25 protein-coding genes and 1 riboswitch are annotated in these 26097 nt (G+C 72.6%); of the genes, 8 read left to right on the top strand and 17 right to left on the bottom strand.

The genetic code is table 11. The features are described 5' to 3' along the window. The 7 genes from HDG68_RS06225 to HDG68_RS06255 form a co-directional block, all read right to left on the bottom strand. Positions 1-3809: LamG-like jellyroll fold domain-containing protein (locus HDG68_RS06225; RefSeq protein ID WP_172150376.1), on the bottom strand; the 3809-nt coding region annotated here is incomplete at its 3' end. A 175-nt stretch (positions 3810-3984) separates the two neighbouring features. Next, positions 3985-6060, bottom strand: a complete 2076-nt coding sequence (locus tag HDG68_RS06230) for a TIM-barrel domain-containing protein (protein WP_172150378.1) — start codon at positions 6058-6060, stop codon at positions 3985-3987. 60 nt (positions 6061-6120) lie between these two features. Continuing rightward, on the bottom strand, positions 6121-8112 hold the full coding sequence (locus tag HDG68_RS06235; RefSeq protein ID WP_172150380.1) for a beta-L-arabinofuranosidase domain-containing protein: 1992 nt from the start codon (positions 8110-8112) through the stop codon (positions 6121-6123). A 13-nt stretch (positions 8113-8125) separates the two neighbouring features. Next, the gene (locus HDG68_RS06240) at positions 8126-8944 is read right to left on the bottom strand and encodes a carbohydrate ABC transporter permease (RefSeq protein WP_172150381.1); all 819 of its coding nucleotides are present in this window, start codon (positions 8942-8944) and stop codon (positions 8126-8128) included. Then, positions 8941-9924: a carbohydrate ABC transporter permease gene (locus HDG68_RS06245; RefSeq protein ID WP_172150383.1), complete on the bottom strand. Its 984-nt coding sequence runs from the start codon at positions 9922-9924 to the stop codon at positions 8941-8943. Before HDG68_RS06245 ends, HDG68_RS06240 begins: the two co-directional genes overlap by 4 nt. 74 nt (positions 9925-9998) lie before the next feature. Then, positions 9999-11276 (bottom strand): sugar ABC transporter substrate-binding protein, encoded by a 1278-nt coding sequence (locus HDG68_RS06250; RefSeq protein ID WP_172150385.1) that lies wholly within the window; start codon positions 11274-11276, stop codon positions 9999-10001. 96 nt (positions 11277-11372) lie between these two features. Beyond that, a complete protein-coding gene (locus HDG68_RS06255) occupies positions 11373-12398 on the bottom strand; it encodes a LacI family DNA-binding transcriptional regulator (RefSeq protein WP_216648132.1) in 1026 nt (341 codons plus the stop codon). A 201-nt stretch (positions 12399-12599) separates the two neighbouring features. Between HDG68_RS06255 and HDG68_RS06260 the strand changes: the two genes are divergently transcribed. Next, positions 12600-13220 (top strand): DNA-3-methyladenine glycosylase I, encoded by a 621-nt coding sequence (locus HDG68_RS06260; protein ID WP_172150387.1) that lies wholly within the window; start codon positions 12600-12602, stop codon positions 13218-13220. Here HDG68_RS06260 and HDG68_RS06265 read toward each other — a convergent pair. Continuing rightward, positions 13217-13705, bottom strand: a complete 489-nt coding sequence (locus tag HDG68_RS06265; RefSeq protein ID WP_172150389.1) for a hypothetical protein — start codon at positions 13703-13705, stop codon at positions 13217-13219. The two genes, HDG68_RS06260 and HDG68_RS06265, sit on opposite strands and share 4 nt — an antisense overlap. Continuing rightward, positions 13702-14151: a DoxX family protein gene (locus HDG68_RS06270; RefSeq protein WP_172150391.1), complete on the bottom strand. Its 450-nt coding sequence runs from the start codon at positions 14149-14151 to the stop codon at positions 13702-13704. Before HDG68_RS06270 ends, HDG68_RS06265 begins: the two co-directional genes overlap by 4 nt. A gap of 77 nt (positions 14152-14228) precedes the next feature. Between HDG68_RS06270 and HDG68_RS06275 the strand changes: the two genes are divergently transcribed. Beyond that, positions 14229-15305, top strand: coding sequence for an App1 family protein phosphatidate phosphatase (locus HDG68_RS06275; RefSeq protein ID WP_172150393.1), 1077 nt, complete (start codon positions 14229-14231; stop codon positions 15303-15305). Positions 15306-15312: 7 nt separating this feature from the next. Here HDG68_RS06275 and HDG68_RS06280 read toward each other — a convergent pair whose 3' ends face one another. Further along, on the bottom strand, positions 15313-15960 hold the full coding sequence (locus HDG68_RS06280; protein ID WP_172150395.1) for a 1-acyl-sn-glycerol-3-phosphate acyltransferase: 648 nt from the start codon (positions 15958-15960) through the stop codon (positions 15313-15315). 33 nt (positions 15961-15993) lie between these two features. Then, complete coding sequence (locus HDG68_RS06285) at positions 15994-17205, bottom strand: PIN domain-containing protein (protein ID WP_172150397.1); 1212 nt, start codon at positions 17203-17205, stop codon at positions 15994-15996. Positions 17206-17292: 87 nt separating this feature from the next. Here HDG68_RS06285 and HDG68_RS06290 point away from each other — a divergent pair, with 87 nt between their 5' ends. After that, entirely contained in the window at positions 17293-17796 is a 504-nt protein-coding gene (locus HDG68_RS06290) for a hypothetical protein (protein WP_172150399.1), read from the top strand. 39 nt (positions 17797-17835) lie between these two features. On the opposite strand, the gene HDG68_RS06295 is transcribed toward HDG68_RS06290, so the two are convergent. Further along, positions 17836-18183: a HepT-like ribonuclease domain-containing protein gene (locus HDG68_RS06295; protein WP_172150400.1), complete on the bottom strand. Its 348-nt coding sequence runs from the start codon at positions 18181-18183 to the stop codon at positions 17836-17838. Beyond that, complete coding sequence (locus HDG68_RS06300; protein WP_172150401.1) at positions 18180-18617, bottom strand: helix-turn-helix domain-containing protein; 438 nt, start codon at positions 18615-18617, stop codon at positions 18180-18182. The genes HDG68_RS06295 and HDG68_RS06300 overlap by 4 nt, the downstream gene beginning before the upstream one ends. 84 nt (positions 18618-18701) lie before the next feature. Continuing rightward, positions 18702-18809, top strand: a riboswitch (SAM riboswitch). Positions 18810-18850: 41 nt separating this feature from the next. On the opposite strand from HDG68_RS06300, the gene HDG68_RS06305 reads away from it, so the two are divergent. The 3 genes from HDG68_RS06305 (at position 18851) to HDG68_RS06315 (ending at position 22892) form a co-directional block, all read left to right on the top strand. Further along, positions 18851-19846, top strand: coding sequence for a methylenetetrahydrofolate reductase (locus HDG68_RS06305; RefSeq protein WP_343037455.1), 996 nt, complete (start codon positions 18851-18853; stop codon positions 19844-19846). A 33-nt stretch (positions 19847-19879) separates the two neighbouring features. Continuing rightward, entirely contained in the window at positions 19880-22297 is a 2418-nt protein-coding gene (gene metE, locus HDG68_RS06310) for a 5-methyltetrahydropteroyltriglutamate--homocysteine S-methyltransferase (RefSeq protein WP_172150403.1), read from the top strand. A gap of 172 nt (positions 22298-22469) precedes the next feature. Further along, entirely contained in the window at positions 22470-22892 is a 423-nt protein-coding gene (locus HDG68_RS06315; protein WP_172150404.1) for an Hsp20/alpha crystallin family protein, read from the top strand. Positions 22893-23133: 241 nt separating this feature from the next. On the opposite strand, the gene HDG68_RS06320 is transcribed toward HDG68_RS06315, so the two are convergent. From HDG68_RS06320 to HDG68_RS06330, 3 genes are all read right to left on the bottom strand, one after another. Then, positions 23134-23352 carry a hypothetical protein gene (locus tag HDG68_RS06320; protein ID WP_172150405.1) on the bottom strand — a complete coding sequence of 73 codons (219 nt, stop codon included), beginning with the start codon at positions 23350-23352 and terminating at the stop codon, positions 23134-23136. 39 nt (positions 23353-23391) lie between these two features. After that, entirely contained in the window at positions 23392-23793 is a 402-nt protein-coding gene (locus tag HDG68_RS06325) for a hypothetical protein (protein ID WP_172150406.1), read from the bottom strand. A 66-nt stretch (positions 23794-23859) separates the two neighbouring features. Beyond that, entirely contained in the window at positions 23860-24423 is a 564-nt protein-coding gene (locus HDG68_RS06330; RefSeq protein WP_172150407.1) for an MOSC domain-containing protein, read from the bottom strand. Positions 24424-24475: 52 nt separating this feature from the next. On the opposite strand from HDG68_RS06330, the gene HDG68_RS06335 reads away from it, so the two are divergent. Then, a complete protein-coding gene (locus tag HDG68_RS06335) occupies positions 24476-25033 on the top strand; it encodes a putative immunity protein (RefSeq protein WP_172150408.1) in 558 nt (185 codons plus the stop codon). 9 nt (positions 25034-25042) lie between these two features. Beyond that, complete coding sequence (locus tag HDG68_RS06340) at positions 25043-25591, top strand: P-loop NTPase family protein (protein ID WP_172150409.1); 549 nt, start codon at positions 25043-25045, stop codon at positions 25589-25591. Between the two features lie 67 nt (positions 25592-25658). Here the strand turns inward: HDG68_RS06340 and HDG68_RS06345 are convergent, their stop codons facing one another. Next, complete coding sequence (locus HDG68_RS06345) at positions 25659-26078, bottom strand: (deoxy)nucleoside triphosphate pyrophosphohydrolase (protein WP_172150410.1); 420 nt, start codon at positions 26076-26078, stop codon at positions 25659-25661. Between the last annotated feature and the right edge of the window lie 19 nt (positions 26079-26097).

Consider the following 26097-nt stretch of genomic DNA (forward strand, 5'->3'; position numbering starts at 1 on the left):
TAACCCTCCAGCGGCGTCGCCACCACCTTCACCCCGCCGTCGTTCTTGCGCGTCTCGACATACTCGACCCCCTCGACGACAGGCAACGGAGCACCGGTGACGTTGCCCGGACCGCACTCGTCCGTCCAGGTCGGACGCACCGGCGTCACCTCGACGAGCTCGGGCTCGGTGCCGATCGGCTGCGCCAGCCGCGAGACGGTGATCCGGTCGACGATCGGGGCCCACTGCGAGCGCAGCAGGTAGTCGGCCGGCCAGATCTGCGACGCGTAGGTCTCGCCGTCCCAGTTGGGCATCTCCTCCGAGCGCAGGGTGATCGTGTTCTCGCCGGCGGCGAGGTCGAGCACGATCGTGCGCTCCCAGAAGTTGTTCTCGTGGAACGTCGGCACAAACGGCACCCGCTCGGCCTCGCCGTCGTTCACCGTGATGTCGGCGAACCGGGCGACGGGGTTGGGGTTGTAGTGCGTGCCGTCGACCTGTTCCGGGTTGGAGTACCGCACGACGACGGCGTGGTTGCCGGCCTCGGTCGCCTCGACGTGGAACGTCAGGGTGTTGCCGTTGCCGGGCTCTCCCCCGACGCCGGTGACGGCGGCGCCGTTCTCGGCCAGGGAGTACTCGCCCACGGACGCGTCACCGGCGAGCTCGGCGTCCTCGGCCTGGTACTCGGTCGGCTCCAGCGTCCCGTCACCCGGAGCCACCGTGAGGCGGTCCAGGGTGAGCCCGCCGGCACCACCGGTGACGACGATCTTGTTGACGCCGCCGGCCAGGTGCGCCGCGACCTGCTGCGCGTCGGCGAGGTCGAGCACGTCCTCGTCGTTGACGCTCAGCGTCCCGGAACCACCGGTGCCGAGGACGTCCGCCCCGAGGTGCGCCTCGCCGTCGACCGGCGAGTACACCCAGAACGTCGCTGAGTCACCCTCGGCGAGCTCGACGGCGCCCGGCCCGGAGGCGTCGGACACCTCGTAGGTGGCGGTCCCGCCGTCGAGCACCGCGGTCTCGGCCTCGTACACCGACGTCGCGGCCTCCGGGTTCGGCAGGGCGAGAGTGATGCGGTCGATGATCGCGTCGCCCTGGGTCGCACCCGAACCGTCGAGGCTCTGCGCGGCCAGGGAGATGGTGTGCGTCCCGGCGGTCAGCTCGACGGTGGTGTCGGCGTGGTCCCACACGACCCACTTGTAGGCCAGCGGCAGGAAGATCTCCTGCTCGGCGCCGCCGTCGACCCGCACGAACACGTTGGTCGGTCCCTGCTCGGCCACCCGGTCGAAGGTGTTGAGCGTGCTGGAGAACACCGACAGGTCGTAGGTGCCGTCCTCGGGCACGGTGACCTCGAAGTCGAGGACGCCGTCCGACCCGGTGCGCAGGCCGCCCACGTTGTAGCCGCCGGAGGTGTAGAACTTCGCCACGTCCTGCGGCGAGCCCTCGGGACCGTTCACCGAGTAGCCGGAACCGGTGTACTCGGCGTCCTCGGCCTCGTAGCTGCCCTGCCAGAGCGTCGGGGTCGACGCCGTGGTCTCCCCCGCGCCCACGGGCGTGACGATCAGCTCGTAGGCGCTGGACTCGTCGAGCTCGGGCAGCTGCGACCCGTCGAAGGCGACGGTGGCGGTGCCGTCGGTGACCGGGACGACGAGATCGGCGAGGTGCCGCGGCTGGGCGGAGTCGCCGAGCTGGCCGGTCCACGGGATCTCGCGTGCGGTGACGCGCACCTCGTCGCCGAACACGTCCTCCGGGACGTTCACCAGGTCGACCGGGGCGGTACCGTCCTGCCCGCCGAGGATGACGCGCGCCTGGCGCTGCTCGGAGTCGAGCGTGGCCAGGCCCTGCAGGCTGTAGTTCTGGCCCGGGTACGGCGGGGTGACCTCGACGGTGTGGCCGGTCATCCGGCTGTAGGCGTTGTACAGCCACCACTGGCCGTTGCCGCGGTTCGTCTGCACCGCGGAGTCGGACAGGTTGCCGTTGATGTTCCAGAACGCGATCATCGCCTGGACCTTGGCGTCCTCGATGGCCGACATCCACTGCACCATCTGGCCGGGGACCGACGTGTGGTAGTTGAACGCGTACTCGTTGACGTTGACGGGCAGCTCGGTGCCCTCGTAGGCGGTGCCGGCGAAGACGTCGGCCTCCCACTCGCGGTACTCGGCCACCGACTCGCGGATGGCCTGCGGGTGGGTCAGCTCGTGCCAGGTGACGATGTCGGCCACGGTGCCCTCGGCGACCGTGTGCTCGAGCCAGCCCTGGATCTGGGGCCAGAGCTCGATCGCTCCCGGACCCGCGATCCGCATGTCGGGGAAGCGCTCCTTGATGGTGCGGTACGTCTCGTCCCACGCGGCGAAGTAGTCGGTGGGGTCGGACAGCCACGACGTCCCGTCCAGGCTCCACTGCCCGGTGCCGAACATGTTGCCCGCGGGCTCGTTGTACGGCTCGATGACGAGGTGCTCACGCACGGCGGGGTCCAGGGTCTCGATCATGTCGAGCTGGGCGTCGAGCACCTCGCGGTAGCTCGCGAGCTTCTCCTCGGGGCTCGCGTCCGGCTGGTCCGGGGACGGCCACTGGTACGGGAAGCCGCGGTACCAGTCGGTGACACGCAGGTACACGTCCCCGCCGGTGGTGCGGGCCAGCGGCTCGAGCACCTCGAGAGCGTCCGAGCCCGGGTGCTGGGCGCCCTCCTGGGCCTTGGTGGCCACGGACTGCACGCCCATGCCCTCGACCAGGTTGTCGGTCGGCATGCCCTCGCCGTACAGGCCGTACAGCAGGCCGGACGCCCCGCCTTCGAAGGCGCCGGTGTCGGTGCCGAGGTCGACCCGGAGCTCGCCGCGGGTGACGGTGACCTCGGCGGTCACCGCGGTGCCGGCGGCCTCGCCGGCGACGCTGAAGGTCCCGGAGGTCTCGTAGTCGGCGGGGTCGACGTCGTCCCAGGTGACCGGCACGTCCCGATCGTAGCCGTCGGACCAGGACGCCCGGACGGTGCCGGGCAGGTCGGGTGCGGACCCGGCCGAGGTGCGGACCTGGAAGGTCTCGGTGCTCAGTGCCTGGAGCGTCGGGACGGTCCCGCCGAGCTCCTCGGTCAGCTCGGCCACCTGGGCGGCGTCGAGGGCCGACCGGTAGATCCGGAAGTCGTCGACGGCCCCGTCGAACGCGGGGTCGGGGTAGAACGAGCGGCCGATGTACCCGGCCTGCGCGGCGGCGTCGGTGAGCAGGTCCGTCCCTGCCACCCCCGTCTCGGCCGACCCGACGGCTACGCCGTCGAGGTAGGTGGTGACCTGGCCGGCGGTGGCGTCGAGCGTGACGGTCAGCGTGACCCAGTCGCCGGCCGCGAGGGGTCTGTGGCCGGTGATCTGCGACTCGCCGCCGGCACCGTTGCCGGTGACGGCGGTGCGCAGGTCGCCACCGTTGGAGGGGGTGGTGAACAGGTAGCGGCTCGTGTCGGTGCCGAGGTCGAAGACCCGCTGCCAGGGGCCGCCCTCGCCGTCCCACCGCACTTGGGTGGAGACGGTCAGGTCGTCGGTGCCCTCGATGGCTCCGCGCGGGATGACGACGTGGCCACCCACCAGGTCCAGGGCGGCATCCGCGGTGCCGTCGGCGGCTGCGGTGAGGGTGGTGTCCCCGGCGATCGTGCCGTCGAGCCCGTTGCCGGAGGAGTCCGGCACGGTCGAGCCGTCGACGTCGTCCATCGTGTAGTGCAGGTCGGGCTCGGGGGTGGCGGCGGCCGCGGGGGCCGCGACGGCCCCGCCGAACACGCCGGCACCGAGCACCGTGGCCGCGGTCAGCGCCGCGGTCGTGCGTCGCGGCGAGCGCCGCGGTGGTGTCGTCCTCATGACCATGAGTACCTTTCGTCGTCGCGCGCCTCGTCGTGCGCGTCTCGAACCTCGTCGTACGAGCTCCCCGCAGCGGTGCGGGGTCGTGCGCCTCCTCTCCGTCACGTCGTCGTGCGGGGCCTGCCGCGTCGAACCGGTTCGATGACCGGCGAGCGACGGCGCGCCCCGGCACGGGTCAGCCCACCGGCTCCCCCGCGTCCCGGCCCGCGGTGCGCCCGACGAACCCGTCCAGCGCGCCGTCCCGCAGGAACACCGGCACCACGTCCAGCGGAGCGGGCACGACGACGGAGGTCCCGCCGTCGTGCACCGTCCCGCTCGCCGCATCGGTCCAGCGCGACCCTGCCGGCAGGTACACCTCGCGCTCGCGGGCACCCGGCTCCAGGACCGGCGCCACGAGCACGTCCGGGCCGAGCAGGAACTGGTCGTCGACCTCCCAGGCGTGCGGGTCGTCGGGGAACTCGTGGAACAGCCCGCGCATCGCCGGCTGCCCGTCGTCGTGCGCGGCGCGCATCACGTCACGCACGTAGGGCCGCAGGGACTCGCGCAGGTGCACGTAACGCTCCAGGACGCGGTAGACGTCCTCGCCGAAGCTCCACAGCTCGTTCGGCCCGCCCGAGCGCAGCCGCCGCGAACCGTCGGCCGCGGTGACCTCCTCGTACGGCAGCCGGTCGCCGTGCAGCCGCATCACCGGGCAGAACGCCCCGAACTGGAACCAGCGCACCAGCAGCTCACGGAAGGCCGGGTCGCCCACGTCACCGTGGTGGAACCCCCCGATGTCGGTGGTGAACCACGGGATGCCCGCCACACCCATGTGGATCCCGGCCGTCACCTGGCGCGCCAGGTCCGTCCACGTCGAGGAGATGTCGCCCGACCACACCAGCGCGCCGTAGCGCTGGCTCCCGGCCCACGCGCACCGCAGCAGGTTGACCACGTCGGCCTCGCCGTCGGACCGCTGCCCCTCGAAGAACGCCCGCGTGAACGCCTGCGGATACAGGTTGCCGACGCGCTGGTAAGGGCCCAGGTGGGTGCGGTAGGCGTCGTGGTCGTAGACGCCGAACTCGGGCTCGGCCTCGTCCAGCCAGAACGTGCGGATGCCGTGGCGGCCGTAGTTCTTGCGGCACGTCTCCCACAGCCAATCCCGGGCCGCCGGGTTCAGGACGTCGAGGAACGCGCTCGGCCCCTCGAACGACATCTGCACGTCCAGACCCCGGTCGGCGCGCACCAGCAGATTGTTCCGGCGCAGGTGGACGTAGTTCTCCGACGCGAGCGCCACCTGCGGCCACACCGACACCATCAGCTCGACGCCGAGCTCGTCCAGCTCGGCGACCATCGCCGCCGGGTCCGGCCAGAACTCGTCCTCGAAGCGGTAGTCGCCCATGTGCGGCCAGTGGAAGAAGTCCGCGACGATCACGTCCAGCGGCAGCCCGCGACGCCGGTGCTCGCGGGCGACCTCCAGCAGCTCGTCCTGGGAGGAGTACCGCAGCTTGCACTGCCAGAACCCGAGGCCGCGCTCCGGCATCATCGGGGCGTGACCGGTCGCGTCCGCATAGTTCCGCGCGATCGCGGCCGGTGTCTCCCCCGCCGTCACCCAGTAGTCGAGCTGACGCGTCGACTCCGCGAACCACTCGGTGCGGTTGCGGGCGAACGTGGCCCTCCCGATCGCCGGGTCGTGCCAGAGGAACCCGTACCCCGCGCTGGACACGACGAACGGCACCGACGCCTGGGAGTTGCGGTGCGCCAGCTCGAACGTCGACCCCTTGAGGTCCAGCACGTGCTGCTGGTACTGCCCCATGCCGGCCAGGTGCTCGTCGGGGTCCGCCTCGAACGACGCCGTCAGGGTCACGCCGTCGTCGCCGGTCCGCGGGCGCAGGTGCCGCGCCCGCAGGTCCAGCGACCCGCCCCGGTCCAGCTCGCGGAACAGCAGCCGGCCCTCGGCGTCGTAGAAGGCCAGGTCGCAGCGGAACACCTCGTAGCCGACGGGGTCGTGGTGCCAGGAGGACGCCGACAGCTCGACGCGCAACCCGCCGTTGACGAGCGTCGCCCCGTCGGCGCGCACCTCGGTGCGCACGTCGGCGTGCGCCGTCGGGTCCGGCGGCAGCAGCGCCCAGTCGGCGTCGACGACGTCGCCCAGCGACGCGCGCACCCGCACGCTGTCGCGGCCCCACGGCTCGACGACCAGCGTCTCGCCAGCGCCGCGCCACACGAGCCGGTCGCCGTCGCGCTGCACGGGGTGGTCGGTCGGTTCGCTCACCGGTGTCTCCTTCGACGGGTGGGTGGGACACCGCCCGGGGCCTGCGCCCCGGGCGGTGGTTCAGGTGGTCGGGACGAACACGCGCATCGTGGACGGACCGCGCTCGGCCCACCGGTGGTAGGGCACCAGCGGCACGTCGAAGGGCTCCGACGCCACGCCCGGCGCGTCCGGCACGGCGTCCGACGACGGCGGCACGGAGGCGAAGGGCGGTGCTCCGGTCCCGCCGTCGGGCAGCCCTGCCGCGACGACCCGGACCCGCGCCCCGTCGTCGTGCTCCTCGACGCCGGCACCGGCGTCCAGCCGCACCGACTCCAGGGCCACGCCGTCGGGCAGGTCGACCGACTCCAGGCAGAGCACCACCGGTCCCCGTTCGACGGCGAGGGTCCCGCGGGCGGCGTCCACGCGCGGGTCGGGTGCGGTCAGCCGGGGCGTGACCGGCAGCTCCAGGGTGACCTCGTCGCCGCCGGCGACCGGCACGTCGACCCACCCGGGTGCGGCCGGGCGGGTGGCACCGTCCGGGCCGGTCAGCGTGGCGCCGTCGGCCCAGTGCGGCACCCGCAGGCGCAACGTGACGGGGGTGTCGGGCGCCTCGAGGGCGCGCACGCGCACCGTGCCGGCCACGGGGTAGGCGGTGTCCACGCGCAGGGCCACGTCGCCGCCGTCGAGCGCCACCCGGACGTCCCCGGACGCGTACTGCGCGAGCGTGACGACCGCGCCGCCGGCCGGGGAGGCGGGAGCCTCGTCGCCCGGGGCCGTGGGCGCCTCCTCGACGAACGCCGCATAGGTGTGCCACGAGGCCAGCGTGCGCGCCACGTTCGTGGGGCAGCACGAGACGTCGAACCACGGCGCGCGCACCCCGCCCTCGGCGCGCGGGTTCACGGCGTCGGGCCGCACGTCGGCCCCCGGCTCACGCTGCTGCAGCGGGTTGGCGTAGAAGAACGCCTGCCCGTCGGTGCGCGGCGACGTGGCGACCACGTTGTAGAAGGTGCGCTCGACGAGGTCGGCGTAGCGGACGTCGCCGGTGGCCAGCAGCAGCCGCCACGACACCATCACCGAGGCCACGCCCGCGCACGTCTCGCAGTAGGCCCGGTCCGGGGGCAGCTCGAAGTCGTCCCCGAACCCCTCGTCCTGGTGGCGCGAGCCCATCCCGCCGGTGAGGTAGGTGCGGCGCTCCACCGACCGGCTCCACTGGCGTTCGACGGCGGCGTGCAGCCCCGTGTCGCCCGTGTCGACCGCGACGTCCACGGCGCCCGCCGCCAGGTACAGGGCACGCACGGCGTGGCCGCGCCAGACGTCGGCCTCCCGCACGGGCACGTCGTCCTGGAAGTAGGCCGGGCTGAGCAGGGCGATGGGCGCCAGCGTGCCGTGGCCGCGCCGCTCGACGAACAGGCGCGCCTGCTCGGTGTACCGCGGTTCGTCGAGGGTGCGACCCAGCTCGGCCAGACCGACCTCGATCTCCGGGTGCCCGCAGATGCCCTGGCGACCGTCGGCACCGAACTCGGCGCACACGTGGTCGGCGACCCGGCGTGCCGCCTCCACGAGCCGGTCGGTGCCGTGGGTGCGGTGCCGGGCGACGGCGGCCTGCAGCAGGTGACCGGCGCAGTACAGCTCGTGCCCGGTCGAGAGGTCCGTGTACCGACCCGGCTGCCCGGCGTGGCCGTAACAGGTGTTGAGGTAGCCGTCGTCGTCCTGGGCCGCGACCACCCGGTCCACCAGCCGGTCCCAGGTCTTCTCGAGCACGGGGTCCGCCGCGCGCCCCAGCTCCCAGGCGATCGCCTCGAGCAGCTTGTAGATCTCCGAGTCGGAGAACTGCCAGCCCGGACGCGCGACCCCGGCCGTGGCGCCGGCGGCGACCCGGTCGAAGTTGGCGAGCCAGCCGAGCCGTTCCATCCAGTCCAGGCAGTGCTGGATCGTGGCACGGGCGTTGGTCTCCTGGAGGGTGCCCCAGAAGCCGCCGTCGAGCCGGACCTCGCCGATGCCCACGCCGCGGCGCGGGCCGGGCGGGACGACGGGTCGCGCCTGGGCGACGGGGAGGAAGGAGGGAAGAGTCACGAGGGGTCCTTCGTCAGTCCTTGACCGCACCGGCGGTCACACCGGCGGCCACGTAGCGCTGGGCGACCACGAGCAGGATCGCGGCGGGCACGGACGCGACGACGGCGGTCGCCATGATCGCGTTCCACTGCGTGGTGTTGTTGCCGATGTAGTTGTAGATGCTCAGCGTGATCGGGATGAGGTCGCCGTTGCGGTTGAGCGTGGAGGCGAAGATGAAGTCCGACCACGCCCACAGGAACGCGAACAGCGACACCGTGAGGATCGAGTTGCGCGACATGGGGATCACGATCGAGCGGAACGTGCGCCACGCGCCCGCCCCGTCGACCCGGGCGGCCTGCAGCATCTCGCGGGGGATGCCGGACATGAAGGCCGTGAACAGCAGCACCCCGAACGGCACGGCGATGGTCGAGTCGGCCACGATGAGCCCCGGGATCGTGTTCAGCAGCCCGAGGTTGTTGTAGACGGCGTAGAAGCCCATCGCCATCACCACGGCGGGGATCATCTGCGCCACCAGCAGCAGGAAGTTCAGGGTGCGTCCGCCGCGCAGGTGCAGCAGCGCCAGCGCGTAGCCGGCCGGGGCCGCGATGACGACGGTCAGCACCACCGAGCCCAGACCCACCAGGAGGCTCGTGCCCAGCGCCGGGAGCTGCTGGGCGAACACCGCCTCGTAGCCCTCGAAGGTGGGGTCCCAGGGGAACCAGTGCGGCGGGTCGGCCCGCAGGTCACGGGTCTGCGTGAAGGAGACGTTCACCATCCAGTAGACGGGGAACAGCATCAGCGCGGTGAAGACGACGCCGAGGGCCGTCTTCCACCAGACCTTGCGCTCGGTCATGACGTGGCCTCCTGACGGTTCTGGAGACGCAGGTGCAGGAACCCGAACACCAGCGCGATGACGATGAGCAGGTTGCCGACGGCGGCGGCCGGCGAGAAGTCGGGCTGACCGGTGCCGAACGCCTCCCGGTAGGACCAGATGGCGAGCGTCGTGGACGCGTCCCCCGGCCCGCCCGTGGTCATCACCCAGATCACGTCGACGACCTTCAGCGTGTAGATGAGGCCGAGCAGGATCGTGATGGCCGAGACGGGGCGCAGCAGCGGGAACGTGATCGACCAGAACTGACGCCAGGCACCGGCGCCGTCGAGGGACGCGGCCTCGTACACCTCGCCCGGGATGTTCTGCAGGCCCGAGTAGAGGATGACCAGGTTGAACGGGATGCCGAGCCAGATGTTGGCGATCGTCACGGAGATCAGCGCCGTGTCGGGCGAGGTGAGCCAGTTGATCTGCTCGCCGCCGAACGCGGTGATCACCGAGTTGACGATGCCGTTCTCGCTGTTGAGCATCCACGCCCAAGTGGACGCCGACACGATCAGGGGCAGCAGCCACGGCACGAGGAACATCGCGCGCAGCGTGTTCGACAGCCGGAAGCTGGAGCGGAAGAACACCGCGAGCGCCAGCCCGATCGTGAACTGGAACGCGATCGAGCCGAACGTGAACACGAACGTGTTCCACAGGGCCGTGGGGAACGTCGACGACCCGAAGACCTCGACGTAGTTCTGCAGGCCGACGAACTCGGCGTCGCCCTGCACGAACGCACGGATCGTGTAGTCGTGCACCGACAGGTCGATGTTCCGCCACAGCGGGTAGGCGTAGAAGAGCACGAGGTAGACGAGCAACGGTGCGGCGAAGCCGACCGCGGCCCACTGGCTCGAGCTCAGCGTCCGTCGACGTCGCCGGGCGGGCGGCGCGGCGGGCGTGGTGCCCGCCGCGCCGCGCGACCCGTCGCGCGACCCGACGTCTGCCGGGATGCTGGTCATGGAAGGTCCTTCTCGACGGTCGCGCTCACGCGGGGTGAGCGCGGGTGACGTTCAGGCCGGCGGGCGGGGGCCCGTCAGCTCGTGGCGGACTCGGCCTCGGACTGCGCGGTCTCGAGCGCCTCGGCCGGGGTCGCCGCTCCGGACAGCGCGTTCTGGACGGCGGTCCACAGCGCCTCGGAGATCAGCGGGTAGTCGGTGCCGAGTCCGTCGCTGGTGCGGCCCTTGGCGTTCTGCACGGCCTCGACCCATGGCTCGAGGTCGGGGTTCTCCTCGAGCAGCGCCTCCTGGCCCTCGGAGGTCGGCGGGATGTAGTACGCGAAGGTGTTGGCCGTCTCGACGAAGCCCTCCGGCGTCGTCATGCACTCGACGATCTGGTTGGTGACGTCGTAGCGCGCGGTGTCCTCCTGGACCGGCGCGACGATGAACTCGCCGCCGGTCGGGGCGGGGGCGACGCCGCCGTCCTTGCCGGGGAGCTGGACGATGCCGGTCTCGAACTCGGCCTCGGCGGCGCTGTTGACCTGCCAGGTGCCGTTCTCCGCGAACGCGAAGTCACCGGTGAGGAACTCCTCCCACACCGTGTTCTGGGAGTTGTTGATGACCGTGTTGGGGGCGTAGCCCTCGTCCAGCCAGGTCGTCCACAGCTCGAGGGCCTCGACGGCCTCGGGCGAGGACAGGTCGGTGAGGTCCGCGCCGGCGCCCCAGAACCAGGGCAGGAACTGGAAGGAGCCCTCCTCGGTGCCGATGCCGGCGAACGTGATGCCCTTGTGCCCGGCACCGGTGACCTGCTCGAGGGCTGCGGTGAGCGAGTCCCAGTCGGTGATGGAGGCCGGGTCGACGCCGGCGTCGGACAGGACGTCGGCGTTGTAGTAGAGCGAGAGGGTGTTCGCGCCGATGGGGATGCCGTAGGCGCTGCCGTCGACGACGCCGGCGTCGAGCAGGTTCTGGTCGATCGCGGAGGTGTCCAGGCCGAACTCCTCGACGGTCGTGAGCATGCCCGTGTCGGCGAGCGTGGAGACCGCCGGGTTGTCGATGAGGATGACGTCGGGCGAGGTGCCCTCCTGGGCGGAGAGCAGCGCCTGGTTGGTCAGCGCGGTGGTGTCGTAGGCGGTGCGCTCGATGGTCACGCCCGCGTCCTCGCCGCACGCCTGCACGCGGGCCTCCCAGTCGGAGGAGCCGTCGTGCTGGGGGTACGGGTCCCACCAGGTGTAGGTGCCGCCGGCCGCGTCGCCGGACGCGCCGTCGGAGCTGCCGGACCCGTCGTCGGACGAGCAGGCGCCGAGGACGGAGACGCCCGCGACGGCCAGGGCCGCCGAGGCGGCGAGGGTGGTGTGCTTGCGCCGTGTGTGCTGCATTGCTGGTTCCTCCTTGAACGGTTCCCGGGTCGAACGTCGTCGAACCGGTTCGAAACGACGCGGCGAGAAGGCCGCGCACGTCTGGCGGTGCGGATATCAGTCCCCCCGGGGGGCGCCGGTGCTGCCCCGGTCGACGAGCTCGGGCGAGACGAACCGCACCACGTGCGGCTCGTCGGGTCCCACCTGACCTTCGATGCGACGCACCAGCTCGCGCACGGCCATGCGGCCGAGGCGGTCCGGGGCGCTCTCGATCGAGGAGTACGGCAGGGAGAACGTGCGGGCGAACTCGTCCGAGTAGCGCCCGACGACGGAGAGGTCGGCCGGCGCCGTGAGGCGGCGCTCGTGCAGCACCGTCGGCAGCGCGGCCGCAGCGGCCTCGTTGTTGATGAGCAGCCCGGTGGCGTCCGGGTGGGCGTCCAGCAGGCCGTGCAGCGCGCGGCCGACCTCGGGCTGCTGCGCCGGCCCGAAGACGGCGTGCAGCGTGATCCCGCGGGCGCGGGCCTCGGCGAGCGCGGCATTCTGCAGGCGCCACACGTAGGCGCCGCCGCGCTCGACGACGTGCTCGGGCTGGGAGACCAGGACCAGCTCGCGGTGCCCGAGCCGGTGCAGGTGCTCGACCATCGTGCGACCGGCCTCCTCGAAGTCCAGGTCGAAGACCTCGACGCCGGAGCAGTCGGCCGGGAGGCCGACGAGCGCACCGGGCTGGGGCGCGTCGCGCAGGATGGGCAGCCGGTCGTCGTCCTCGGCGACGTTGAGCAGCACGATCCCGTCGACCATGCGCGAGTCGGTCATGCGGCGCAGCGCGTTGCGCCCGTCGGCCTCGGTCGAGAGCAGGATGTCGTAGCCGAGCTCCCGGGCCGTGTTCGAGACGCCGAGCATGTACTGCAGCATCGCGGGAGCGAACTCGTCCTCGAGGAACTGGGCCAGCAGGCCGATGACCATCGTCTGGGACGTGGCGAGCGCACGGGCGCCGGCGTTCGGGGTGTACCCGAGCTCGCGCACGGCGTCCTTGACGCGGCGTCGGACGTCCTCCGAGATGGCGCGTTTGCCGGAGAGCGCGTACGACGCCGTGCTGCGGGAGACCCCCGCGACGCGGGCGACGTCACCGATGGTGGCCACCATGCCCTCCGAACTGTCCTCGTCGATGCGAACCGGTTCGACGGTAACTCACGTGTTCCGCGTCACGCAAGCGCCGTGATCGACCCGTGATCCAGCCGTTCTGCCCGGCAACCGTCGAACCGATTCGCGTTACGGTGCGTCCTCATCGCACCGCGCCTGTGGAAAACTCTGCGACCTGTCGGTCCCGTGCGGCACGCTGACCTCATGACATCGACCGCCGTCCCGGATGACCCGCCCGTCACCGACCCGCCGCGTTGCTTCGGCGACGGCGACCCGCTCTACGCCGCGTACCACGACACCGAGTGGGGCGTCCCGGTGCACGGCGAGGCCGAGCTGCTGGAGCGCATCGCCCTCGAGGGGTTCCAGTCCGGGCTGTCCTGGCTGACGGTCCTGCGCAAGCGCGAGGCGTTCCGCGAGGTCTTCCACGGTTTCGACCCGGCACGGGTCGCCGCGATGACGCCCGACGACGTCGACCGGTTGCTCGATGACGCCCGGATCATCCGCAACCGCGCCAAGATCGAGGCCACGATCGCGAACGGGAGTGCCGTCGTCGCGCTGCACGACGACGGACGCACCCTCGACGAGCTGTTCTGGTCCTTCGCTCCCCCGCCCCGCGCCGAGCGGCCCGCCACCTGGGCGGACGTGCCCGCCACGACGGTCGAGTCGAAGGCACTGGCCAAGGCGCTCAAGCGCGAGGGGTTCCGGTTCTTCGGCCCGACGACGGCGTACGCCGCCATGCAGGCGTGCGGCCTGGTGGACGACCACCCGGCCACGTGCCGCGCCGTGCTCGACGGGCACCTCGACCCGGGGGCGGGCGCAGCCTAGTCGCCGGGCGCGACCCCCTCGTCCGGCGCGGCCGCGTTCTCCGGCACGTCCTCCGGCGCCGCCTCGTGCCCGGGCCGCCCGGGGGTGCGGCGGTCCTCCTTCATGCGCGCCTCGGCCAGGTGCCGGACGCCGCCCGCCAGCGCCTCGCGCGCCCGCCGCTCGTGCTCGCGGAACACCTGCCAGTACCCGTCGTCGTACTCCTCGACGATCTGGAACGTCCACCGGCCGGGCAGGACGTTCCGGCCGACCAGGTCCTCGGCGATCCGCGCCGCGACGTCGGCGTGCCCGGCCTCGCGCAGCTGGTCGACCGCGTCGCCGAGCGCCAGGTCGGCCTCCCCCGTCAGCTGGTGGAACGTGTACAGGTGGCCCCGGGCACGTTCCACCGTCTCGAGCGCCTCGCTGAGGGCGCCGAGCGCCTCCACCGTCGCGTCCGAGACGCCCGGCGGGGTGCTGTGCCGGCCGTCGGGCAGGTCGTCGGAGGTCATCGGTCCTCGGACCGCAGGGCGCGCCGCGTGGCCGACCAGGCACCGGTGGACCACAGGGCGACGGCCACGAGGACGGCCTGGAACGGCAGCCGGGCGAGGCGCTTGGCGTCGGTGTCCAGGCCGAACCCGTCCTTGCCCTCCAGCCACTGCGCCACGTTGCCCGGGAAGATCACCACGAAGAACGCCGCGGCGATCAGCCCGACGGCGACCTTCCACCGCGACAGCACCACGAGCGAGCCGCCGATCATGATCTCGACGACGCCGGAGGCGAGCACGGTGCCGTCCTCGTCGACGGGGAACCAGCCCGGGACCTGGGCCTGGAACTCCTCGCGGGCGACGGTCAGGTGCGAGATGCCGGCCCCGGCCAGCGTCAGCCCGAGCCAGACGCGCGCCACGGTCTGCGGCACGGAGGTGCTGGTAGGCTTCGTGAGCTCGGTGAGATCCATGCCAGCGATCGTTCCACCGGGACGCCCGGGCTGCAGCGCGACGCGCGCCGAGTGCCGCGACCTGGTCGAATGTCGCCATGGAGGGCTCCCGTTCCGATCACGCACCCGTCCGCGCGACGCCGACCGCGCACCCGACGCAGCGCCCGCACGTGGCGGCCGTCGTCGAGGACGTGATCTACGCCGTCGTGGGCACCGGTCTGCGCCGCGTGGGCTGGCGACCGCGGCTGCAGACCTTCACCGGCTACGGCAGGCCGGATCGCGTCCGCGTCATGGCACGCGTGCTCCTCGCGCCGCCGAAGGCCGCACGGCGGGACCGCAAGCGGCCGACGCGGCGCGGCTTCCGCAACTTCCTGACGGTGCCCGCACCGCAGAGCAGCGTGCGCGTCACCGTGGCGGGCCACGCCGTCGAGGTCGTCACCGACCGGTCCGGGTACGTGGACGTCGAGCTCGACCTGCCGGCCGGCGCCCACCTGCCCCCGGGACGCCAGGAGGTGGCGCTGCGGTGTCTCGACCCGGCGGACGCCGTGACGGTCACCGCTCCTCTTCAGGTCCTGGACGCCGCGCCGCGGCTCGGGGTCATCAGCGACATCGACGACACCACGCTCGTCACCGGCGTCCCGCGGCCGCTGCTGGCCACCTGGAACACGTTCGTGCGGCGCGCGGGCTCGCGTCGCGCGGTGCCGGGCATGGCGGGGCTGTTCCGCGACCTGGAGGCCGCGCACGGCGACCTGGCGGTCTTCTACGTGTCGAACGGCGCCTGGAACACCGCCGGGGCGCTGCGTGCGTTCCTGGAACGCTGCGGCTATCCGGAGGGGCCGCTGCTGCTCACCGACTGGGGGCCGACCCTGACGGGCTGGTTCCGCAGCGGCCCGCAGCACAAGGCCGCGAGCATCGACCTGCTCATGGAGTGGTTCGGCGAGGTGCGGTGGCTGCTGGTCGGCGACGACGGGCAGCACGACCCGCAGATCTACGCCGACGCCGTGCAGCGGTGGCCCGACCGCGTGGCGGCCGTCGCGATCCGGCAGGTCACGGAGGGTCCGACGGCGGGGGATCCGGCGCCGGGGACCCCGTCCGGCGTTCCCGTGGTCCGCGGCCGCGACGGTTCGGCGCTGTCGGCGGCGCTCGCCGAGGTGCCCGGCGTCCTCGACGCCTGAGCGGGTCTCAGGCCTGCCGGTCCTGCCCGCTCATCGCGTGGATCGACTCCATGACCTGGTCGGTGAGTTGACGCCGCGCCTGCGCGGGGCGGGTCCCGGCGGTGATCTGCCGCGAGGGGTCGATGGGCGCGCCGAACGACACCTCGACGCCGCGGTACGGCCGCGGCAGCCGCTTGCCGACGGGCTGCACCTTGTCGGTGCCGCGCAGCGCGACCGGGACCACGGGGGCGGACCCGCTGAGCGCCAGCCAGGCGACGCCGGTGTGGCCCTTCTGCAGCTTGCCGTCGCGGGACCGGGTGCCCTCGGGGTAGATCCCGAACGCGTCCCCCCGCTGCAGCACCTGCAGCGCGTCCTCGAGGGAGCGCTGCCCGGCGCGGGGGTCCTCGCGGTCGACGGGGATGTGCCCCATCGTGGTGAAGAACCAGCGCGAGATGCGCCCCTTGATCCCGTGGCCGGTCCAGTACTCCGACTTGGCGATGAACGTGACGTGCCGGGGCACGACGAGCGGCAGGATGATCGAGTCGATGAACGACAGGTGGTTGCTCGCGATGATGACCGGCCCGCGCCGCGGCACGTTGTGCAGTCCGCTGACCCGGGGACGCAGGAACACGTACACCAGGAGCGAGCACACGAGCTTCAGGATCCGGTACGTCACGGCCCCATTGTGCCCTGTGCCGTCACCGGACCGTCAGGAGAGCGTCACGAGGTAGTCGTCGGCGTCGTCGTCCCAGGCGAGGTTCACCGCGCCGGAGGCCGCGGCGCCCTTGCAGAACTGCAGGAAGCCGCGGTAGCCGAGCGCCTTCTCGGAGAAGTCGGGGCGCTGCTTGCGCAGGTGGTTCTTCAGGCCGGAGAGCTGTGCGGTGCCGCCGGCCTCCTCGACGACGCTGCGCAGCAGGCCGAACGCGCGGTCGCTGTCCGGCTGCTCGGGCAGCTCGACGACGGGGTCGCCGGCGGACGGCCCGTCGGAGAGCACGACGAAGTCGCGGTCGGCGAGGTAGCGCAGGAACTCGGTGAAGGTGCGGAACCCGTAGTCGGACTCGCTGAAGGTGGGCTCCTTGCGCACGAGCGTGCGCTTGAGCTGCGACGCCGTCACCGACCCGGACGAGGAGGCCTGCAGCCCGGCGAGGGTCTGGGCGACCTTCACCTCCATGGTGGGCGCCTCGGTGGCCGGGGCGTCGTCGTCGGCCTCGGCGGGCGAGGCGGCGGTGGACACGGTCGGCTCGGTCGGTTCGGTCGCCGGTTCCGGCTCGGGAGCCGTCTCGGTCTTCTTGCGGCGCCGGGTGCCCGACGACGGCGCGGAGCTCACCTCGGTGGTCTCGGCCTCGGTGGCGGCGCGGCCCTTGGCCCCTCGCCCGCCGGACGTGGACCCGGACCGCTTGGTGGCTGCCTTCTTGCGGGGCCGCTGCTCGGTCTCGTCGGGGACGTCGACACCCTCGAGGCGGTCGTAGAAGAGGAACTCGTCGCAGGCGGACGGCAGCAGGCGGGACGTGGACTTCTCGACGCCGACGCCGATGACGTTCTTGTCGAGCTCGCGCAGCTTGGTGACCAGCGGGGAGAAGTCGGAGTCGCCCGTGCACATGACGAACGTGGTGATGTAGTCGCGTTCGAACGCCATCTCGATCGCGTCGACGACCATCTTGATGTCGGCGGCATTCTTGCGCGAGGCGCCCATGCGCTGCGGCATCTCGATGAGCTCGACCTGGTGGCGGGTCAGCATGCGGCGGTCCTCGTCGAAGTAGGACCAGTCGGCGTACGCGCGGCGGGTGATCACCTTCCCACGGACCGCGAGGGCGTCGGCGATGGGCTGGAAGTCGAACTGCATCCCACCCAGGTGCTCCCGGGCACCGAGCGCCAGGTTCTCGTAGTCGAGGAAGACGGCCAGGCGCTCTTCGGTATCCATGCGCGCCAGCCTATGCCCGCGGGGCGTGGCGGCACGGATCGGGGCGGGGCTCGTGCTCGACCTGGACGTCCGGATACGCTCTCGTCGATGGCCGACACGACGACTCCGACCGAGTTCCGCGTCGGTACGCCACGTTCGATCCGAGTCGTGGGACTCCTGATCCTGGCTCTCGAGCTGGCTGGTGCCATGCTCCTGGTGACGCAGGTCCGGGACGATCCCGGGCTGCTGATCAGCACTCTCACCATCATCGCCGTCGGTGCGGCGATCGCGGTCGCCCTCCTGACTTGCGGGATCCGGGTAGTCGTCGCCACATCGTCCGTCACCTTCCGTCTGGTGCCGATCTACCGGCGCACGGTCTGCGGTTGTGAAGTTGTCGGCGTCGAGCACCACGATCGCCTCTCCCCCGCGAGGTTCGGCGGCATCGGACTGCGCAAGGCGCCGGGAGGGGTCACCGCTCTGCTGTGGGGCAGCGGCGCAGGAGTCGAGGTCGAAGTCGCGGGCGGCGACCGGATCGTCGTCGTCCTCCCCGCCGCACGAGAGCTCATGACGGCCATCGAGAACATCCGTTCCACCGAGAGTGACGCGAGATAGCCCACCAACGGCGATCGTGGAGCCGATGGCCCCTACGGATCAGCCGTCGGACGTGAGGAGCGCCTCGACCTCGGCCGCGACGGCGGGGACGTTGGTCGCGACGATCGACCAGACGATGGCGCTGTCGACGACGTCGTACCCGTGCGCGACGAGGTTCCGTGCGTCCTTGACCCGGCGGAGCTCGAGCCGTGGGTGCGCGTCGACGAACCCCGGGTCGTCGCGGTCGATGCGGGCGACGGTCTCCCCGAGCCGGATGAGGAGGTCCTCGGCGGCGTACCGGAGCATCTCGTCGGCGTCGTAGGCGGCCCGGCCCCGCTCGACGAGCCGGCCGGCTGCCGCCGCGTGGTCCAGCAGGTCGGCCAGGCACCTCCGTGTCCGTGGCGTCACAGCGGCACGGCCTCGTCGAGGACGCCTCGGTGCTTCTCCCGGAGTCCTCCGTCGCTGAGGACGTCGACGTGGACACCCAGCAGCTCGGACAGCTCGCGAGCCGTCGAGACGAAGGTCCACGCCGCGTCCGGAGAGACCGTCACGAGGAGGTCCAGGTCGCTGGCCGGCGTGTCCGTGCCGCGGGCGACCGAACCGAAGACCCTCGGGTTGGTGCCCCCGTTGCGCGCGATCAGTTGCACTACCTCGTCGCGCTTGTCCCGGAGCCGCTCCGAGGGCCGCACCATGGCGCGTCGGATCCGCGCGATCATGGCAGCAGACGCGGGGCGTCGGCCGGACTCGTAGGCGGACAGGTTCGACGGAGCGATCCCCGCGAGCTCCGCGAGGCGCGCCTGCGTCAGGCCTGCCCTCTCGCGCTCGGCCCTCAGATCGACCATGACCCAAAGTTATCACTGATACCTCTTGTCTCACGATCCGATCGCGGTTGTCCGCAGGGTGGTCGTTGCGTAGAGTCGGTGGTCAAGCCATCCAGAGCGGCCGAGAGTCCTGGCTCGACGACGCCGCAGCAACCCGTTCTCCGACGGAAGCCTCCCGAGGACGAAGGTGCTCAACACCAGGCCCGATGGAGTGACGCATGGTCGCAGAGGCATCCCTTGAACCGGCACGCCCCGTGCCCTCCCGCCCGACGGTGAGCTTCGAGCTCATGCCGCCGCGGCGGCCCGACGCCGCACCCAAGTTCTGGGAGACGGCGCGCCGCCTCGTGGCCGCGCGCCCCGACTTCGTGTCGGTCACCTACGGTGCCGGCGGCGGTGACCGGGACACCGCCCGTCAGGTCGTCTCCACCCTCCTGGCCGGCACCCCCGTCCTGCCGGTCGCGCACCTGACCTGCGTCGGCGCGTCCCGCGAGGACGTGTCCGCCGTCGTCGACGAGTTCCTCGAGGCCGGGGTCCGCAGCTTCCTCGCCCTGCGCGGCGACCCGCCGAGGGACCAGCCGGACTGGCAGCCGCCCGCGGGCGGCATCCACTCGGCCATCGAGCTCGTCGCCCTGCTGCGCGAGGTCGAGGCCCGCCGCTGCGCCGCCGACCCGGCGGCCGCCGTCCGCGGTGCCGCCCGGCCCCTGACCGTCGCCGTCGCCACGTTCCCGGACGGCAACGCCCAGGCCGGCACCACCCGCGCGCAGGAGGTGCACCGCCTGCTGGAGAAGCAGCAGGCCGGCGCGTCCTTCGCGATCACCCAGCTGTTCTACGAGGCGGACAGCTACACCGACTTCGTCGCCGAGGCCCGCGCGGCCGGCGTGACGATCCCGATCCTCGCCGGGTTGATACCCACGACCGAGCCGCACCGGCTCCGCCGTGTCGAGGATCTCCTCGGCGTCCGCGCGCCCCAGCACCTGCTGGACGCGCTGGACGCCCAGCCGGACCCGCAGGCCCAGTACGCCTACGGGACGGCGTACGGCGTCGAGCTCGCCCAGCGCGTCCTCGACGCCGGCGCCCCCGGCCTGCACGTGTACACGTTCAACAAGTACCGACCTGCTCTGGACCTGCTCGAGGGTGTCCACCTCGGCGGTCGGACGGCGGCGCCCACCGGGGCGTCCGACGTCGTCCACGACCTGGCCAGACGGCCGCTGGTACCGGGCATCCCGACCGACGTCCCCGCGCCCGCCTGACCGGCGCCGGGACGACCGACCTCTGGAGTGCTCATGACCACGACCCCCTTCCCCCGCGGCACGATCCTCGGCTACCCCCGCATCGGCCGTCGCCGCGAGCTCAAGCGCGCCGTCGAGGCCCGCTGGGCCGGCCGCACCGACGCCGTCGACCTCGAGGTGACCGCCGGTGCGCTGCGCCGCGAGACCGTCCAGCGTCTCGTCGCGCTCGGCCTCGACCCCGACGACGGCTCCGTGCCCGGCTCGTTCTCCTACTACGACCAGGTGCTCGACGTCGTCGCGCTGCTCGGCGCGGTGCCGGACCGCTTCCGCGACCTGCTGGACGCCGACGACGGCTCGCTCGACCTGGACGGCTACTTCACCGTCGCCCGCGGGCGCGGCGAGGACGCGCCGCTGGAGATGACCAAGTGGTTCGACACGAACTACCACTACCTGGTCCCCGAGATCAGCGAGACCACGCCGATCTCGTTCGCCGACCACCGGATCGTGCGCGAGTACGCCGAGGCCAAGGAGGCCGGCGTCACCACGCGCCCGGTCCTGGTCGGCCCGGTCACGTTCCTCGCGCTGTCCAAGGCCGCGGACGACGCCGGAGCGGACTTCCACCCGCTCGACCGGCTCGACGACGTGGTCGCCGCGTACGCCGAGCTGCTGCGGGTGCTGGCCGCCGTCGGCGCGCCGTGGGTGCAGCTCGACGAGCCCGTCCTCGTCTCCGACACCGTGGACGCCGACCCCGCGCGGATCGACGCCGCGATCACGTCGGCCTACCGCACGCTGTCGACCGACCTCTCCCCCGCCGCCGCCGACGACGGGCTCGACGTGACGCCGGAGCGCCCGCGGATCCTCGTCGCCACGCCGTTCGGCGGGCTGGCCACCGACGGCACCGACGGGACGCCGGCGCGGGACGGACTCGCCCTGCTGGCCGGCACCGACGTCGACGCGATCGCGATCGACCTGGTCAAGGGCGCGGTCCCCACCGAGGCCGTCCCCGGACTGGCCTCGAAGACCCTCGTGGCCGGCGTCGTCGATGGGCACAACATCTGGCGCACCGACCTCACGGCACGCCTCGAGACCCTCGACGCGCTGGCCGGCCTCGGCGCCGGGGCGCTCGCCGTCGGCACGTCCACCTCCCTGCTGCACGTGCCGCACGATGTCGAGGACGAGACCTGGGAGGGGCCCGCCGCGGAGCGCGCGGGCCGGACGCCGGAGCTGCGGCGGTGGCTGGCCTTCGCCGACCAGAAGGTCGGTGAGGTGACGGTGCTCGCGCGTGCGCTGGCCTACGGACCGGACACCGTGCGCTCCGAGCTCGACGCCGCGAGCGCCGCGCTGGCCGACCGCGCCGCGGCGTCCGGCGTCGTCGTGCCCGCCGTGCGCGAGCGGCTGGCGGCGCTGTCGGCGCAGGACCGTGGCCGTGGCGCCCACGACGAGCGGGTCGCCGCGCAGCGGGAGCGCCTGGACCTGCCGCTGCTGCCGACGACGACGATCGGGTCGTTCCCGCAGACGCCGGAGATCCGCCGTGCGCGGTCGGCGTGGGCGAAGGGCGAGCTGGCCGACGACGCGTACACGGCGGCGATGCGCGAAGAGATCGCGCGGGTCGTCGCGCTGCAGGAGGACATCGGCCTGGACGTGCTCGTGCACGGCGAGCCGGAGCGCAACGACATGGTGCAGTACTTCGCGGAGCTGCTGGACGGCTTCGCGACGACGGACCTCGGCTGGGTGCAGTCCTACGGGTCGCGGTGCGTGCGCCCGCCGATCCTGTGGGGTGACGTGACCCGGTCGGCGCCGATGACGGTCGAGTGGACGCGGTACGCGGCGTCGCTGACGTCGAAGCCGGTCAAGGGCATGCTGACGGGGCCGGTGACCATCCTGGCGTGGTCGTTCGTGCGGGACGACCAGCCACTCGCGGACACGGCCGACCAGGTGGCCCTCGCGCTGCGCGACGAGGTGAGCGACCTCGAGGCCGCGGGGACCGCCGTCGTGCAGGTGGACGAGCCCGCCCTGCGCGAGCTGCTGCCCCTGCGCCGTGCCGACCAGCCGGCGTACCTGGAGTGGTCGGTCGGGGCGTTCCGGCTGGCGACCGCCGGGGCGGCGGCGTCGACCCAGGTGCACACGCACCTGTGCTACTCGGAGTTCGGCGAGGTCATCGGGGCGATCGACGGCCTGGACGCCGACGTGACCTCGATCGAGGCGGCGCGCTCGCGCATGGAGGTCGTGCCGGAGCTGCACGCCGCGGGGTACGCCCGGGGCGTCGGACCGGGTGTGTACGACATCCACTCCCCCCGCGTGCCGTCGCAGCACGAGGTGACCGAGCTGCTCGAGCTGGCCGTCAAGTCGATCGACCCGGCCGTCGTGTGGGTCAACCCGGACTGCGGGCTCAAGACCCGCGGCTACGCCGAGGTGGAGCCGTCGCTGCGGAACCTCGTCGCGGCAGCGCAGGCGGTCCGCACGACGCTCTGACCAGCCCTTCCACCGAGATCCGCCCTGTTCGCTGACAGCGAACAGGGCGGATCTGGCACTCTCGGGTTGAGAGTGCTAATTCTTGTCCTGTAGCCACCGTGCACCGGACGGTCCGGCGCACGTGTCGCGTGCAGGGTCGCGGTCGCGGCCCTCGTCGAGGAGGTGATGCGCGATGGCTACCTACTGGGACCCGTTCCAGGACATGGACCGACTGTTCGGGACGCTCGCCGCCAACACGCGGAACGCGACCGCCATGCCCATGGACCTCTTCCGCGAAGGCGACCACTTCGTCCTCGCCGCCGACCTGCCCGGCATCGACCCCGGCAGCATCGACGTCTCCTGCGAGGACCGGACGCTCACCATCCGCGCCGAACGGACGTCACGCTCCGCCGAAGGACAGTGGCTCCTGCGGGAACGCCCCGCCGGCACCGTCGCCCGCCAGGTCACGCTCGGCCGCGGCCTCGCGCTCGACAAGATCTCCGCGTCCTACGCCGACGGGGTGCTCACCCTCACCATCCCCGTCGCCGAGGAGGCCAAGCCGCGCAAGATCGAGGTCACGCACTCCGGGAGCGAGGCGACCCAGATCGAGGCGTGAGCCGCCGAGCACCGGCCGGACGCACGACGGCGCCCGTCAGGTCGACCTGACGGGCGCCGTTCAGCGATCGCCCTGCACTCGCAAGCTCGCTCCGGGCTATCGCTCGGACTCTCGGTCGCGATCGCCCTGCACTCGCAAGCTCGCTCCGGGCTATCGCTCGTACTCCCGGTCGCGCCGACCTTGCACTGCGCTACGCGCGAGTGCCTCGTCCCTCAGCCCTCACGCTCCGCTTCGCTCCAGGTCAGCGCTCGGAGGCACCGATCATCGGGAGACCGAAGCCCAGCGACACCGCCAGGACGCCACCGGTGAAGATGTACGGCGCGAGGTCGCTGCCGCCCGAGGCGCCGATGCCGATGAGCAGCAGACCGGCCGCGAACAGGACGAACGAGACGATGACGCGTCCCAGCGTCGCGCCGGGGGCGTCGTTCTGCGGTGCCGGGTTGACCTTGAAGTCGCTCATGGGGGCCAGCCTAGCCCGGTCCCGCGCCGCTCTCCCCCGTCAGTCCACGCGCTCCAGCGTCACCGCGCCCTCCGTGCCGCCGTCGATCACCAGCTCGTCGGCGTCGACGACGTCGACGGGGATCTGCTGCACCAGCTCGTCCGACCCCGGATCCTTCACCTCGAGGAAGAGCCCTTCCCCGTCCGGCATGCTCCACGTACCGGAGACGTCCTGCGGGTCGCCGTGGCCCAGCAGTTCGGCAGGGACGTCGGTGGCGGTGAACTCCTCCGCGTCGAGGACCACCTGGAAACCGCCGTCGGCCGGCTCGAACGTCCCGACGAGGTCGCTGCGCTGGTCGACCGCTGCCCCCGACGGGGTGTCGGTCGCGGTGCACCCGGCGAGTCCCGCCGGGATCAGGACGAGCGCGGCCGCGGCCGTCGATCGTCGGAGCCGGTCACGCATCGTCTCTCCACCGTGGGGGGCACGTTGCCGCCGGACGCTACCAGCCGTCCCCGTCGACCACCAGGCCTACGGCAGCCGCGGACGCCGGACGGGCAGCCCGGCGCGCGCCGGGTCGAGCTCCACCGGACTGACCAGCACCGCCGGGCCGCGCCGCAGCACCCCGTCCGAGACCGGCATGCATCGCACTCCCCCGCGCCCGCGCATCGCCGCGTGCACACCCGGTGCCAGCATCCGGTCCATCCACGCGCACGGGTTCGCCGGACGACCGACGTGCAGCGCGACCTCGTCGGTCCCGGAGCGCAGCACGATCTCCTCACCGATCAGCGGCGCCAGCTCGGCGCCACGCAGCACCACGTTGCGGCGCGTCAGCAGCGGGTCGAGCAGGCCGGTGCCGAGCTCCTCGGCGATCGCCTCGAGCGCCTCGGCCGCGAACAGCGTCACAGCCGCGTCCATGTGGGCGGCCTTGCCGAAGAACCGGTCGCCCACGATGCCCCGGCCGGCCACGACCTCCACGGTGTCCCGGTCCGACGTCGGCACGGCCGCCGCGCCGTCGCGCGGACGTCCGAAGTAGGCGTGCTCGGGCGAGACCAGCAGGTGCAGCACCTCGACGGGATACTCGTGGGCGGTCACCCCACGAGACTCCCACACGTCCCGTCACGGTCCGTCGTGCCAGAGTGGCCTCGTGGCCTCCCCGCAATCGTTGAGCGACGGCGACCGTCGCCACGGCGACCGTCGCCTCGTCGCAGCCTGGGCCGCGGACTGCGCCGAGCGCGTCCTTCCCCTCTTCGAGGCGGAGGCCCCCGACGACGACCGCGTCCGTGACGCCGTCGGACGCACCCGAGCATTCGCCCGCGGAGAGCTCGACACGGACGGCGAGATCCGCCGTCGGCTCGTCGCCGGCCGCGCCGCGCACTCGGCGACCTCACCCGCCGGCCGGGCCGCCGCACGGTCGGCGGGCCAGGCCGCCGCCGTCGCCCACATGGGGGCGCACGCGCTCGGCGCCGCGGCGTACGCCGCGAGAGCCGTCGCCCTCGACCGCTCTCCGGCGGCGGGCAGCGCCGAGGTCGCCTGGCAGCTCGACCGGACGAGCGAGCCGGTGCGCAGAGCACTGCGGAAGCTGCCCCCTCTCGGACAGAGCACGTCCGGACCCCTGGGACCCGGGTTGCTGACCTCCGGCGCGCTCGGCGGATACATCCGCGAGATCCAGGCCGCCCTCGCCGAACAGGCGGACGCCCGCTAGGTTCGCGACATGTCCGAGCCGCTACGCCGCGTCCTCGTCGCCGGGTCACCCGGAGCCGGCAAGTCGACGTTCGCCCGGCGGCTCGCCGACACCCTCGACCTGCCGTACACCGAGATCGACGCCCTGCACCACGGGCCGCACTGGACCCCGCGCCCGGAGTTCGTCGACGACGTCCGGGCGCTCGCGGCGTCGGACGCCTGGGTGACCGAGTGGCTGTTCCCGCAGGCCCGGCCCGTGCTGCTCGCCCGCGCTCAGGTGCTGGCGTGGCTCGACCTACCGACGCCGCAGGTCATGTGGCAGGTCACACGGCGCACCGTGAGCCGCCGGGCGCACCGCACCGAGCTGTGGGCGGGCAACCAGGAGGCGCCCCTGTGGACCGTCCTCACCGAGCCGAACCACATGATCCGGTGGACCTGGCGCACCCGGCACGAGCCGGCCGAGCGGATGGCTGCCGTCCGCCGGGAGATGCCGCACGTCGTCGTCGCGCGGCTGCGCAGCCACCGCGAGGCGGACGCATGGCTGCAGAGCCTCACCCGGCAGGGCCGTCCGACGGGCTGACCGCGTGCTACGTCGCGAGAAGGTCGCCTACCTCGTGGAAGAGTCGCCTACCTCGCGGAAGGATTGCCTACCTCGGCGGGAGGTGGTGGGCGAGCGCCTCGACGATGCGGACGTCGCCGTCGAGCCAGTCGACGTCCCACAGCGAGGACGCGTCGAGCCACTGCAGCGCGTCGTGCTCGACCAAGGGTTGCGGCACGCCCGACAGGACCGTGGCGAACCACAGCCGCAGCACGTGCCGGTCGGTGATGATCCAGCCGCCGTCGTCCGGACCGGACAGCTCGTCGCCGAGCGTGACCGTCACGCCGAGCTCCTCGCTCAGCTCGCGGTGCAGCGCGTCGACGGGTTGCTCACCCGGTTCGGCCTTGCCGCCGGGGAACTCCCAGCGGCCGGCGATGGCTTCTGGCCTGGACCGGCGGGCGGCGAGCAGCCGTCCGGGACGTTCCAGGGTGTCGACGATCGCGGCGGCGACGACGAGGCGACGGGTCATGGTCGCGAGTCTGCCACCG

The sequence above is a fragment of the Isoptericola chiayiensis genome (assembly GCF_013149805.1).
Lineage (GTDB): Bacteria > Actinomycetota > Actinomycetes > Actinomycetales > Cellulomonadaceae > Isoptericola > Isoptericola chiayiensis.

Bases quoted from the DNA above. Each gene is read 5' to 3' on its own strand.
- HDG68_RS06240 (WP_172150381.1), bottom strand. From the start codon at position 8,944: ATGACCGAGCGCAAGGTCTGGTGGAAGACGGCCCTCGGCGTCGTCTTC.
- HDG68_RS06245 (WP_172150383.1), bottom strand. From the start codon at position 9,924: ATGACCAGCATCCCGGCAGACGTCGGGTCGCGCGACGGGTCGCGCGGC.
- HDG68_RS06250 (WP_172150385.1), bottom strand. From the start codon at position 11,276: ATGCAGCACACACGGCGCAAGCACACCACCCTCGCCGCCTCGGCGGCC.
- HDG68_RS06255 (WP_216648132.1), bottom strand. From the start codon at position 12,398: ATGGTGGCCACCATCGGTGACGTCGCCCGCGTCGCGGGGGTCTCCCGC.
- HDG68_RS06260 (WP_172150387.1), top strand. From the start codon at position 12,600: ATGACATCGACCGCCGTCCCGGATGACCCGCCCGTCACCGACCCGCCG.
- HDG68_RS06265 (WP_172150389.1), bottom strand. From the start codon at position 13,705: ATGACCTCCGACGACCTGCCCGACGGCCGGCACAGCACCCCGCCGGGC.
- HDG68_RS06270 (WP_172150391.1), bottom strand. From the start codon at position 14,151: ATGGATCTCACCGAGCTCACGAAGCCTACCAGCACCTCCGTGCCGCAG.
- HDG68_RS06275 (WP_172150393.1), top strand. From the start codon at position 14,229: ATGGAGGGCTCCCGTTCCGATCACGCACCCGTCCGCGCGACGCCGACC.
- HDG68_RS06285 (WP_172150397.1), bottom strand. From the start codon at position 17,205: ATGGATACCGAAGAGCGCCTGGCCGTCTTCCTCGACTACGAGAACCTG.
- HDG68_RS06290 (WP_172150399.1), top strand. From the start codon at position 17,293: ATGGCCGACACGACGACTCCGACCGAGTTCCGCGTCGGTACGCCACGT.
- HDG68_RS06300 (WP_172150401.1), bottom strand. From the start codon at position 18,617: ATGGTCGATCTGAGGGCCGAGCGCGAGAGGGCAGGCCTGACGCAGGCG.
- metE (WP_172150403.1), top strand. From the start codon at position 19,880: ATGACCACGACCCCCTTCCCCCGCGGCACGATCCTCGGCTACCCCCGC.
- HDG68_RS06315 (WP_172150404.1), top strand. From the start codon at position 22,470: ATGGCTACCTACTGGGACCCGTTCCAGGACATGGACCGACTGTTCGGG.
- HDG68_RS06320 (WP_172150405.1), bottom strand. From the start codon at position 23,352: ATGAGCGACTTCAAGGTCAACCCGGCACCGCAGAACGACGCCCCCGGC.
- HDG68_RS06325 (WP_172150406.1), bottom strand. From the start codon at position 23,793: ATGCGTGACCGGCTCCGACGATCGACGGCCGCGGCCGCGCTCGTCCTG.
- HDG68_RS06340 (WP_172150409.1), top strand. From the start codon at position 25,043: ATGTCCGAGCCGCTACGCCGCGTCCTCGTCGCCGGGTCACCCGGAGCC.
- HDG68_RS06345 (WP_172150410.1), bottom strand. From the start codon at position 26,078: ATGACCCGTCGCCTCGTCGTCGCCGCCGCGATCGTCGACACCCTGGAA.